General features: G+C 74.1%; 11 protein-coding genes. 6 read left to right on the top strand and 5 right to left on the bottom strand.

What is annotated here, in order from left to right:
* Window positions 1-61: 61 nt before the first annotated feature.
* From catC to Q0817_RS12975, 3 genes are all read right to left on the bottom strand, one after another.
* Complete coding sequence (gene catC / locus Q0817_RS12985) at window positions 62-340, bottom strand: muconolactone Delta-isomerase (protein ID WP_298588729.1); 279 nt, start codon at window positions 338-340, stop codon at window positions 62-64.
* Between the two features lie 129 nt (window positions 341-469).
* Window positions 470-1,573 (bottom strand): mandelate racemase/muconate lactonizing enzyme family protein, encoded by a 1,104-nt coding sequence (locus Q0817_RS12980; protein ID WP_298588727.1) that lies wholly within the window; start codon window positions 1,571-1,573, stop codon window positions 470-472.
* Window positions 1,570-2,505 (bottom strand): LysR substrate-binding domain-containing protein, encoded by a 936-nt coding sequence (locus Q0817_RS12975; RefSeq protein ID WP_298588863.1) that lies wholly within the window; start codon window positions 2,503-2,505, stop codon window positions 1,570-1,572. Before Q0817_RS12975 ends, Q0817_RS12980 begins: the two co-directional genes overlap by 4 nt.
* Window positions 2,506-2,692: 187 nt before the next feature.
* Between Q0817_RS12975 and Q0817_RS12970 the strand changes: the two genes are divergently transcribed.
* A complete protein-coding gene (locus Q0817_RS12970) occupies window positions 2,693-3,307 on the top strand; it encodes a flavin reductase family protein (protein WP_298588724.1) in 615 nt (204 codons plus the stop codon).
* Between the two features lie 10 nt (window positions 3,308-3,317).
* Here the strand turns inward: Q0817_RS12970 and Q0817_RS12965 are convergent, their stop codons facing one another.
* Window positions 3,318-5,024 carry a long-chain-fatty-acid--CoA ligase gene (locus Q0817_RS12965; RefSeq protein ID WP_298588721.1) on the bottom strand — a complete coding sequence of 569 codons (1,707 nt, stop codon included), beginning with the start codon at window positions 5,022-5,024 and terminating at the stop codon, window positions 3,318-3,320.
* A gap of 85 nt (window positions 5,025-5,109) precedes the next feature.
* On the opposite strand from Q0817_RS12965, the gene Q0817_RS12960 reads away from it, so the two are divergent.
* The 5 genes from Q0817_RS12960 (at window position 5,110) to Q0817_RS12940 (ending at window position 10,306) form a co-directional block, all read left to right on the top strand.
* A complete protein-coding gene (locus Q0817_RS12960) occupies window positions 5,110-6,081 on the top strand; it encodes a hypothetical protein (protein WP_298588718.1) in 972 nt (323 codons plus the stop codon).
* 136 nt (window positions 6,082-6,217) lie between these two features.
* Window positions 6,218-6,934 carry a LuxR C-terminal-related transcriptional regulator gene (locus Q0817_RS12955; RefSeq protein ID WP_298588715.1) on the top strand — a complete coding sequence of 239 codons (717 nt, stop codon included), beginning with the start codon at window positions 6,218-6,220 and terminating at the stop codon, window positions 6,932-6,934.
* A gap of 33 nt (window positions 6,935-6,967) precedes the next feature.
* Window positions 6,968-8,263 carry a sensor histidine kinase gene (locus tag Q0817_RS12950; RefSeq protein ID WP_298588711.1) on the top strand — a complete coding sequence of 432 codons (1,296 nt, stop codon included), beginning with the start codon at window positions 6,968-6,970 and terminating at the stop codon, window positions 8,261-8,263.
* Entirely contained in the window at window positions 8,260-9,273 is a 1,014-nt protein-coding gene (locus Q0817_RS12945) for a hypothetical protein (protein ID WP_298588708.1), read from the top strand. Before Q0817_RS12950 ends, Q0817_RS12945 begins: the two co-directional genes overlap by 4 nt.
* Window positions 9,274-9,403: 130 nt before the next feature.
* Window positions 9,404-10,306 carry a DNA-3-methyladenine glycosylase I gene (locus tag Q0817_RS12940; RefSeq protein ID WP_298588705.1) on the top strand — a complete coding sequence of 301 codons (903 nt, stop codon included), beginning with the start codon at window positions 9,404-9,406 and terminating at the stop codon, window positions 10,304-10,306.
* Here the strand turns inward: Q0817_RS12940 and Q0817_RS12935 are convergent.
* Complete coding sequence (locus Q0817_RS12935) at window positions 10,272-11,501, bottom strand: aminotransferase class I/II-fold pyridoxal phosphate-dependent enzyme (RefSeq protein ID WP_298588702.1); 1,230 nt, start codon at window positions 11,499-11,501, stop codon at window positions 10,272-10,274. The genes Q0817_RS12940 and Q0817_RS12935 overlap by 35 nt on opposite strands.
* Window positions 11,502-11,677: the final 176 nt, after the last annotated feature.

Genomic DNA, 11,677 nt, shown 5'->3' with positions numbered 1-11,677 from the left:
CCGGTGACCGGGTCGCCGTCGTCCGCCACCTCGCGGGGCGGGCAGGTGCTGCGGGTCCGTCCTACTTCACGTCGGAGGGGTGCTTGGCCAGGGGCACCACGGTGATGTCCATGTAGGGGAACAGCGGCAGGTTCTGCAGGACGTCGTGCAGCTCGTCGTGGGACCCGACGTCGAAGACCGAGTAGTTCGCGTACTCGCCGACCACGCGCCAGATCTCCGGCCACTTCCCGGAGCGCTGCAGCTCCTGGGAGTAGGCCTTCTCGGTGGCCTTGAGCTCCGCGGCCTCCTCGGCGGGCATGTCGGTGGGGAGGTGGATGTCCATGTGGACCAGGTACTTCACGGTGCGTCCTTCCGTCGGGTTGGTTCTCGGGCTGGTTCTCGGGCTGGTTCTCGGGATGGTCCCCGGGCTGGGTTCCCGGGCCGGTGTCCGGGTCCCGGGCGGGGTGTGCGGTGCGTTGCGGGGCCGGGACTACCGGTCGGTGCGGTAGCGGGTGAGCTTGTCCTCGTCCACGGCGGTGCCCGTCCCGGGCACGTCCGGCACGCGGATCCGGCCGTCGGCGATGATCACGGGCTCGGCGAGGAGGTCGTCGGACATGTCCAGGAAGTTGGACAGCTCCCCGGCGCGCTTCGAGGTGTGGGCGAGGGCCGCGCCGAAGACCACGGAGGCGATCGTGCCGACCTGGGTGTCGATCTGGTTGCCCACGTACACGTCCACCCCCATGCCCTCGGCCATGCCCACGATCTTGGCGGCCTCGGTGAACCCGGAGCGGGCGGTCTTCACGGCCAGCAGGTTCGCCCCGCCCGTGAGGAGCTCCTTCGCGGCCTCCCCCAGGTTCGGGGCGGACTCGTCGGCGGCGATCGGGATGGGCGAGCGCTCCACGAGCCGGCGCCGGCCGAGCACCTCGCGGGCGTCGTCGGGCTCCTCGAGGAACTGCAGGCCCAGCTCGCCGGTGCGGCGCAGCACCTCCATGGCCTCGTTGGCGGACCAGCCGCGGTTGGCGTCCATGTAGAGCTCGGCGTCCTCGCCGAGGCCCTCGCGCAGCACGCGGGCGGCCTCGACGTCGAGGCCGATCGGGTGCCGGCCGGTCTTGAGCTTGAACGTGGTGATGCCGTACGTCTCGCGGAACTCCAGGGCCAGGTCCAGCAGCTCGGCGGCGGGCTTGAAGCCGAGCATGTGGGAGACCCGCATCGAGTCGGTGAACCCGCCCAGCAGCCGGGTCACCGGCTGGCCCAGGGCCTGGCCGATGACGTCCCACAGGGCGATGTCCACGGCGCCCTTGGCGGTCTGGTTGTGGATGGTGCGGGCCAGCACGGCCTGGACCTTCTCGCGGTCGAGGACGTCGAGACCGACCAGCTGCGGGGCGAAGACGTCCTCGAGCACGGCCACGATGGACTTCTGGGTCTCGCCGTAGGTGTAGGGCCGCGGCGGGGTGTCGGCGGTGCCCACGATCCCCTCGTCGGTGGTGATCCGCACCAGCACGTGGTCCGCCTCGTGGACGGCGCCCGAGGCGAAGTGCAGCGGGTGGAGGTAGGGGATCGAGTAGGGGATCGCCTCGATGGTCGCGATATTCATGGGCGGGCGGGCCTTTCCTGGGCGGGCGGGACGGGCTCACCGCCGGGGGGTCCGGCAGCGGCCTGGGCGTCGACGACGAGGTCGATGAAGTTGTGGAGCAGGGCGGATCGGTCCTCGCGCCGCCACGCCACGGCGAGCTCGATCTGCGGCGAGTGCTCGATGTCGCGGTAGACCACGCCCTCGAGCTGGAAGGCGCGCACCCCCGCGGGCACCACGGCCACGCCGCCGCCGGCGGCCACGAAGGACAGCAGCGTGGACGTCTCGCCGGCCACCTGGGCGATCCGGGGCTGGAAGCCGGCCTGGCGGCAGAGGTCCGCGGCCGTGCGGTAGAGCACGGAGTCGGGCGGGTAGGTGATGAACTCCTGGTCCTGCAGCTCGTGCACGGTCACGGGCAGGTCCACGGCGAGCGCGCTGAAGGAGGGCAGCGCCACCACGAGCGGCTCCCGCGCGACGACCCGGTACTCGACGTCCGGGGAGGCCACGGGCGGGCGCAGGAGGGCGGCGTCGAGGGTGTGCTCCCGCAGCCCCTCCTCCATGGCGGGGGTCAGCATCTCACCGTGCAGCGCCAGCGACAGTCCGGGCATGGCGTCCTTCGCCCGCCGGACCACCCCCGGCATCACCCCGTAGGTGGCCGAGCCGGAGAAGCCGACGCGCAGCACCCCCGTGGCGCCCTGGCCCACCTGGTAGACGTCGGCCTTGAGGGCCTCGAGCTCGTTGATGATCCGCCGTCCGCGGTCCAGGAGCACCTGGCCGGCGGCGGTGAGGTCCACCCGGCGCGTGGTCCGGTCCAGCAGCCGCACCCCGAGCTGCTCCTCGAGCTGGCGGATCTGCTGGGACAGCGGCGGCTGGGCCATGTGCAGGCGCTTGGCGGCGCGGCCGAAGTGGCGCTCCTCGGCCACGGCGATGAAGTAGTTGAGCTGCCGGATCTCCATCGTGAACAGTGGCCCTTCCGCTCGGTCCGGGGCGTCGTCGTCGACCGCCACCTCGTAGATTGATCTACAGAGTACACCGAAACGGCCCTATTAGGACATATGCTCTTTCCAATCGACCGGCACTGTCCCGGGGCCCGGGCTGGCCGCGCTCCGTGACGGGGGCCGGTCGAGGTGGTGCAATGGGGCCATGCGCACCGACATCGTCCCCGACCGGCACGGTTCCTTCGCCCGGGCGGTCAAGTCCCTCGTGGTCCCCCGCCCCATCGCGTGGGTCAGTTCCCGCTCGGCCGCGGGGATCGACAACCTGGCCCCGCACTCGTTCTTCACGGTGGCCTCCGAGAACCCCACGATCGTCCAGTTCGTCTCGGTCGGGGAGAAGGACAGCCTCCGCAACATCCGGCAGAGCGGGGAGTTCGTGGTCAACTTCGCGTCCGCGGAGCTGTTCGAGCAGATCAACGCGACCGGCACCGACTACCCGCACGAGCTCAGCGAGTTCGACGCCGTGGGGCTGACCCGCGAGCTCTCCCGCACCGTGGCCGCCCCCCGCGTGGCCGAGTCCCCGGCGGCCATCGAGTGCCGGCTGTACGCGGACCCCCTCCCCGTGGGCGACAGCTTCCTGGTCCTCGGCGTCGTCACCCACGTGGCGGTGGACGAGCGGGCCATGGACGAGCGGGGCCCCGTGGTGGGGACGCTGGGGCCGATCGCGCGGCTCGGGCGCGACGAGTGGGGCGAGCTGGGGCGGATCCGGTCGATCCGGCGGACGGCCTACCGGGACGTCGCCCCGGAGGCGGACCTGCCCTGAGCGCCCGGGCTCAGAGCCGCACCCCCGTCCGCTGCAGCTGCTCGCGGACCTCCCGGCGCTGGATCTTGCCGAGCATCGTGCGCGGGAGCTCCTCGACGGTCACGATCCGCCGGGGCACCTTGTAGCGGGCGAGACCCGCGTAGCAGTGCTCGCGCAGGGTGGCCTCGTCGGCCTCGGCGCCCGGCACGAGGGTCACCGCGGCGACGACCACCTCGCTGCCGCGGGGGTCGACGAGCCCCACCACCGCGGCGTCCTCGACGGCGTCGTGCTGGCGCAGCGTGTTCTCGACCTCGCTGGGGGCCACGTTGAACCCGCCCGTGATCACGACCTCCTTGAGCCGGTCGACCACCCGCAGGAACCCGGCGTCGTCCACCGTGACGACGTCCCCGGTGCGCAGCCACCCGTCGTCCGTGAGCGTCCGGGCGGTCTCGTCGGGGCGCCTCCAGTACCCCTGGAAGACCTGCGGGCCCCGCACCCACAGCTCCCCCGGACGGTCCCGGGGGACGTCCTCGAGGGTCTCCGGGTCGACGAGCCGGATCTCGGTGGACGGGAACGGGATCCCGATCGAACCCGCCCGGCGGGAGTCGTTGAGCGGGTTGCAGGCGACGAGCGGGGAGCACTCGGTGAGACCGTAGCCCTCGATCAGGATGCCCCCGGTGGCGCGTTCCCACCGCTCCACGAGCGGGACCGGCAGGCTCATCGCCCCGGAGACGGCCACCGGGATGCCGCGCAGGTCGGCGCCCTGCTCCTGCGCGGCGTCGAGGAGCTTCTGGTACACCGGCGGCACGGCGGGCAGCACCGTGGGCCTCGAGCGCTTCATCGCCCCGAGGACGAGGTCCGCGCGCACGGTCGGGAAGAGCACGAGCCGCGCCCCGAGGGACATCGCGAACGTCACGCCGAGGGTCAGGCCGAAGGCGTGGAAGAGCGGCAGCACGCCGTGCACCACCTCGTGCTCGCCGGAGCCGAGCCAGTACCGCCCCATGAGGGCGTTGGACTCCAGGTTGCGGTGCGTGAGCATCGCCCCCTTGGGCAGCCCGGTGGTGCCGGAGGTGTACTGCAGCAGCGCGAGGTCGTGGGCGGTGGGCCGAGGGTGCTCCGCGGCGATCGGGTCGGCGGCCAGCAGCTCCTCCCAGGGGATCGTGCCGGGGGCGGGGCCGGTGAGCTGGGCGCGGGCGGCCCGTGCGCTCGGCAGCGGCAGGCGCAGGGCCAGCCGTTTCGCCCGCGGCATCGCGGCGGTGATGTCCACGGACACGACCGCCTCGACCCTCAGGTCCGCGGGCAGCGAGCGCACCCGGTCGGCGGCCCGGTCCCAGACGACCGCCACGCGCGCGCCGTGGTCCTCGAACTGGTGGCGCAGCTCCGGGGCGGTGTAGAGCGGGTTGTGCTCGACGACGACGGCCCCCAGGCGCAGCACCGCGTAGAACGCCACGACGTGCTGCGGGCAGTTGGGCAGGACGATCGCGACCCGGTCGCCGCGGCGCACGCCGAGCCGGCGCAGGCCCTCCGCCGCGCGGTCGACCTGCCGGCCCAGAGCGGCGTAGGAGGTCGTCGCCCCGAAGAACTCGAGCGCGGTGCTCGCACCGTGACGGGCGACGGAGCGCTCGAGCATGTGCACCAGGGAGGTCTCCGGCAGGTCCAGGTCCGCGGGGACGCCCGGGTCGTAGCTGGCGGTCCAGGGACGGGCGCGCAGGAAGTCACGCACGGTTTCGACAGGCATGACCCCGACCCTACTCGGCGACACCGCCCGCCGGCCGGGACCGCCCACCGGACCAGTCCCGGGACCGGCCGTAGACTCCGATGCCATGACGCCCTCCTCGACACCCGGCTCGCCCTCCCCCGACGACCCGATGCCCTGGTCGGACACCGGTCCGCACGACTCCTCCGACGCCACCCGGCCGCTGCCCCCCGTCAGCCGGTTCGCCGCCCCGGACGGCGGCGGCTCGCCGCACGACGCCCCGGGCAGGGACCGGGACACCGGCGGCGGGGCCGAGGACTGGTCCTGGTACGACGACGAGGACGACCACCACACCCGGCCGCTGCCGGCCGTGACCGCCCAGCGCCCGGTGCAGGAGGACCCCGGTCCGCGCACGGACCCGACACCCGCGGTCGGGTCCCCCGGCACCGCGCCCGCGGGCGGGTACGGCCCCGGACCGGCCGCCGGGGCCGGGCACGACCCCGGGCCAGGGACCCCCGCCGGCGTCCCGGTCGACGCCGCGACCCGGCACGCCCGGCAGCGGGAGGAGTTCGGGGGCCTCCAGCTGGTCCCCGGCTTCTTCGGCTGGCTCAGCGCGATGGCCCTGACCTGGCTGCTGCTCGCGCTGGCGGGTCTCGCCGCCGCCGCGCTCGGGCTGCGGCTCGTGGACGGGGTGGGCGGCGTGGTCGACGACCTCGCCGCCGGGTCCGTGACGGCCTGGACGGGCGCGGCGGCGCTCGGCCTGGTCGAGTTCCTCGCCTTCCTGGGCGGCGGGTACGCCGCGGGCCGGATGGCGCGCTTCTCCGGCGCCCGGCAGGGCGTGTCCGTGTGGCTGTGGTCCCTGTTCGGCCGCTCCGTGGCCACCGTCGCCGGACTGGTGTGGGCCGACACCGTCGGCCTGGCGCCCGTGGGAGTCTCGGCCCAGGCGCTGATCGGCGACCTGCTGGTGCCGGGCCTGCTCGCGGTCGTGGCCGTGCTCGTCGTCGACCTGATCGCGGCGGTGCTCGGCGGGCTGTGGGGCGTCCGCTACCACCGCCGGGTCGACCGCTGGGGGGAGGGCTGGGGGGATCCGGGCCGGTAACTTTGCGTCCCGGCACCGTGTCGAGTTCGCATCCCACCACAAGAAGGGGGACAATCGGAGCACCTCGGTGAGATCCGTCACCCCCACGCGGAAATCTGCGGACCGGCCCACCGAGCAGCACCCGGAGGAAACGCCCATGCCGTCCACCCTTGTCGCCGTCGTCGATGACCACGAGGTCGTCCGGGAGGGCGTCCGCCTCGTCTCCATGACCTCGCAGGCGGACGTGAAGCTCGTCGGATCGGCCTCCAGCGTCCCCGCCCTCCTCGACCAGCTGGGCCGGGACCCCGAGAACCCCGCCCTCACCGCCCAGGGCGCCACGCGGATCGAGTGCGAGGTCGTGCTCCTGGACCTGTCCCTCGACGACCTGTCCCGCCCCGCCACCAACGTGGAGCTGCTGCGCGCCGCCGGCATGAAGGTGCTGATCTTCAGCATCGGCGAGAACGCCGCGCTGATCCGCGAGGCGCTGCGGGCCGGCGCGCTGGGCCTGGTGCGCAAGTCGGACCCGCTCGAGCACGCGATCGAGGAGGCCCGCAACATCGCCGAGGGCAAGCCCGTGATCACCAAGGAGCTCGCCGCGGCGATCGACGGGGACGTGGAGTTCTCCCGGGCCAGCCTCTCCCCGCGGGAGCAGGAGACCCTGCGGCTCTACGCCTCCGGCTTCGCCCAGGTCCAGGTGGCCCGCCGGATGGGGATCAAGCAGAGCGCGGTCAAGACCAACATCGACCGCATCCGCGAGAAGTACGCGCGCGTCGGGCGACCGGCGCCCACCAAGATCGACCTGCGCATCCGGGCGATCGAGGACGGCCTCGTGGAGCCCACGGCGGACATCACCACGGCGGAGAAGCATCTGTGAGCCGCCCCTCGCCCCGGTGAGGACCCCCGCTCCGTGAGCCACCTCGCGCCCCGGCCCCCGCTCGCCTACCGGAAGGTCCCCGCCCGGCGGCGCCGCAGCAGCCTCCTGGTGCCGACCTCGCCGCAGGAGCTGGGGATGAACTCCTACCGGATCCACCTGCTCGCGAACATCTGCCAGGGGCTGGTCGTCGTCGCGCTGTTCCTGGAGGCCCTCACCGTCCTCGGGGACCAGCTGCCCGCCTTCGCCCGGTGGCACCAGGTGTTCCTGGTGGCGCTCCTGCTCAACGGGTGCGCCTTGCTCCTCCAGGGCGCCAGGCGCCAGGTGCGGATGTGGCCGGTGCTCGCGTCCCCGGTGCTCGTGGCGCTCGCCGTCCTGTCCCTCCCCCTCGCCTGGACCGGCACCTCCCCGGCGCAGGACCCGTGGGTGGAGCCGTTCATCCTGCTCGCGGCCGCCGCCACCGTGGTCGCGTGGAGCATCGAGCTGGCGGTGGCGTACCTGGTGTCCGTCACGGTCTTCTACGTCCTGGTCATGGTGCGCACCACGGAGTCGGCGGACGTGATGGGCGTGCTGTTCGACGCCACGAGCCGGATCGCGTTCGGCGTGGTCCTGGTGGTGCTGATCAGCCTGGTCTACAAGGGCGGGCAGAACGCGGACCAGGTCTACGCGGCGGCGATCGCGCAGGAGCTGCAGCTGAACCGCTCGCGCTCCCAGGCCGAGGAGCAGGAGCGGCTGGACCGGCTGATCCACGACAACGTCATGGCCGCCCTGCTCGACGCCGGGCGGGCCCCGGGCCCCGTCCAGCGGCGCACCCGCGAACTGGCGCAGCGGGCCCTCGGGGTCCTCGCCTTCGAGGAGCGCCGCGCCGAGGGCAAGGGCACCACCATGGTGCACACCCTCCTGGACGACCTGCTCGAGTCCCTGTCCCCGTGGCGCAACCGGGTGCGCTTCAACAGCATCACCCCCTACATCAGACCTCCCGGCGAGCCGCGGCCCCTCATCCCCGTGGAGACGGCGCAGGCGCTCGTGCAGGCGGTCACCGAGGCGGTCTCCAACAGCGCCCGCCACGCCGGCACCGAGGTCACCTTCGTGACCATGGACGGCGGCGTGTGCCCGCCCACCCCGGTCAACCCCGAGGGCTTCTTCCTGCGCTTCCAGGTGGTGGACCGCGGCCGCGGCTTCCAGGTCCGCAGCATCGACTCCCGGCGGCTCGGGGTGCGCGTGTCCATCCTGGGCAACGTGCGCCACGTGGGCGGCGCGGTGGACGTCGACAGCGCCCCCGGACGCGGCACCCGCGTGACGATCCTCTGGCCCCGGGACGCGCAGCCGTGATCTCCCGCGCCCTCTTCCACCCCCTGAGCCTGGTGGCCGCCGCGGTGTTCTTCCTGATCCCCGTGGTGCTCGGGGTGCTGCAGACGTCCAGCATGGACAAGCCGGACCTCATGCAGGCCGCGCTCGTGACGTACGTGGTCGCGGTGGCGCTGGTCGTGTACCCGTACGGGCAGCGCCGGCTCCCCGACCTGCCCGCGGCCCTGGGCGTGCTCCTCATGCTCGTGTCGATCCAGCGCTCCTACGACGCCCTGAACCCGCAGGCGGAGCTGTTCGGCGGCCAGTGGTTCACCCTGGGCTTCGACGGCTTCCTCGTGGCCCTGGGCATCCGGCGGCGCGCCGGGTGGGGCTGGGCCACGCTCGTCATCGCGGTCGCCGTGTCCATGACGTGGGGCGCCCGCTCGGCCCTCGGCCTCTGGGACGCGGCGCTGACGAACGCGGCGGCGGCGGCCCTGCTGCTCGCGAGCCAGCTCATCGCCCGCGAGTACGACCGCGCCTCCGCGGCGTTCGCCGAGGCCCGGGACATGGTGATCTCCGCGCGGTCCCACGACGAGGCCGAGAAGGACACCGTCAACGCCTCCGTGCAGCGCGTGCACGAGGTGCGCCGTCTCGCGGGCGGACTGCTCGAGCGGATCGCGCACGACCCCTCGCCGGTCTCCGAGTACGAGATCGAGCAGTTCCGGCTCACCGAGGCGCAGCTGCGGGACTCGATCCGCGGCCGCTCGATCGCCACTCCCTACCTCCTCGAGGTCACACGGGCGGCGCGGGCCCGCGGCGTGCAGGTGGACATCCTGGACGAGCGCGGCAAGCCCCTGCCCACGGCGGTGCTGCGCGCGGCCACCCGCCAGGCCATGGAGGTGCTCAACTCCGCGACCTCGGGGTCGGTCACGATCCGCGCCTTCCCGGAGGGAGAGCCCGCCGCGGTGTTCATCGTCCACGACGGCAACGCCGGGGACGAGGAGCCCGTGGCCATCGAGATCGCCGACGGCACCGGTGAGGTCTCCCGGTTCTGAGCGGCCGCACCGTGCACGGTGCCGGCGCCCGCACTGCACCCGGCCACCGGGGCCCGTGCCCGGGCGGCACCGTCCACAGGGGGCCGAGCGCACGGCGGCCCGCCGTCGGCGGCGTTCCTACCGTGGCCCCATGGACACCGCTACCCCCGGGCACGGCCCGCACCCCGTCGACGACCGCCGCTCCCCCGACGCCGAGCACCACTCGCCCGACGAGGCCCTTGGTGCCGACGACCCCTGCTCGCACCAGCGCGACGGCCGCTCCCCCGACGACGCCCACCGCGCCGACGGCCCCTGCTCGCACCAGCCCGATCGCCCCTCCCCCGACGAGGCCCACCGCGCCGACGGCCCCTGCTCGCACCAGCCCGATCGCCCCTCCCCCGACGACGCCCACCGCGCCGACGGCCCCTGCTCGCACCAGCCCGACGGCGGCTCCCCCGACGACGCCTTCCGCGCCGTGCTCTGCGGGGACGGCCTGCGCCGCTGCCCGTGGGCTCCCACGGGTCCGGCCGCCCTGGAGGAGCACGACCGGCGCTGGGGCGCGCGGCCCACGGAGTCCTCCGGCTGGTTCGAGGCTCTCAGCCTGGAGATCTTCCAGGCGGGCCTGGCCCGGTGGAGCATCGCCCAGCGCCGGGACGGCCTGCGCCGGGCGCTGCGGGGCTTCGTCCCCGGGGAGATCGCCCGGATGACCGAGGACGACGTCGACGACCTGCTCCTGGATCCCGCGGTCATCCGCAACAGGGTCAAGATCGAGGCCGTGGTGCACAACGCCCGGGCCTGCCGCGGGCTCGCACCCGAGGACTGGGCCCAGCACGTCGCGGATCTCCGGCCGGCCACCGCCGCGCCGCCGCTGACCGTGTTGGAGGAGTCCCGCCGCTCCCCCGAGGGGGACCGCCTGGCCGCACGTCTGAAGGAGCAGGGGCTCGTGTTCGTGGGGCGCACCACCGCGCACCGGTTCCTGCTCCGCACCGGGGTGCTCCCCGGGCACCTCGCGGAGTGCTTCAGGGCCGGGACTGGAACCGGAGGATCCGGGTGACGGCCTCCTCGACCCGGTCGGGACCCGCCGCGAAGGACAGCCGGACCGTGCGGTGGCCGCGCGCGGCGTCGAAGTCCAGCCCCGGCACGACCGCGACGGCCTCCGCCTCCAGCAGCCGCCGGCACCACTCCAGGGAGCTGCCATGCCGCTCGAGCTGCTCCCCGAGGTCGGCGTAGAGGTAGAACGCGCCGTCCGCCGGCGCGACCTCCCCCCACCGGAGCGCGGGGAGCGCGTCCAGGAGCAGGCTCCGGGAGCGCGCGAACTGCTCGACCGCCCGGTCCGCCTCGGCGTAGGCGTCCGGGGTGAAGGCCTCCACGGCGGCGTGCTGCGCCGCGGCGGGAGGGCAGAGGCTGAGGTTGCCGGCCAGCGCGTCGACCGCGGCCGCGAGGTCCCGGGGCAGCAGGGCCCAGCCCAGCCGCCACCCGGTCATCCCCCAGTACTTGGAGAAGGAGGAGATCACCACGGCGTCGCGGTCGTGCTCCCACGCACTGGTGCCCCGGTACGGCCCGGGCGTGCGGGGGCCGCTGTCCTCCGGGGCGGTGTGCACGATCCCGTGGTAGATCTCGTCGCTGATCAGACGCGTCCCGTGCTCGGCGCACCACCCGGCCAGCGCCGCCAGCTCCGCCGGCTCCAGCACGGTGCCGGTCGGGTTCGCGGGGCCCGCCACCACCAGGCCCTGCAGCGGCCCGTGCGCGGCGACCGCGTCGTCGAGCATCCCGGGCGTGGGCTGGAAACGGGTCGCCGCGCCGCAGTCGAGCTCCACCACGTCGGCCCCCAGGGCGGCCAGGGTGTTGCGGTAGGCCGGGTAGCCCGGCCGGCACACCGCCACCCGGTCCCCCGCGTCGAACGCCGCCAGGAAGGAGAGCACGAGCGCCCCCGAGGCCCCCGTGGTGATCGCGACCTCCTCCGGCCGGACCTCGAGGCCGTACCACCGGGCGTAGTGGCCGGCCACCGCCCGGCGCAACGGCTCGATGCCGAGGGCGGGGGTGTAGCCCAGCCCCTCGTTGCGGGCGTGCACCCGGGCGGCCGCACGCGCCACGGGGCCCGGGGCGCCGCCGGAGGGCTCTCCCGCGCAGAGGGAGACGACGTCCCGGCCCGCGGCCCGCAGCCGCTCGACGTCGGCGAGGATCTCCATCACCCGGAACGGCGGCACCGCCGAGCGTGCGGAGGGGTGGGGCGGCGGGTGCGGAGGCATGCGCCCAGCCTACGGCCGTCGCTCCCCTCGGGAGCACGGTCACGCCCTGTCATGCGCACTTCGGGGGACAGACTTTTGTCCAGACCTCCGCAATACTGGTCCCAGTCCTGGACGTCAGGAGGTCGCGCTGAGGCGGTCCTCCGGGCGTGGGGGGACAGGTCTCCGGCAGAAGTGCC

The organism is uncultured Kocuria sp., from assembly GCF_947500125.1.
Classification (GTDB): domain Bacteria; phylum Actinomycetota; class Actinomycetes; order Actinomycetales; family Micrococcaceae; genus Kocuria.
The sequence above is the reverse complement of the archived record's forward strand: the minus strand, read 5'-3'. Positions and strand labels throughout refer to the sequence as shown.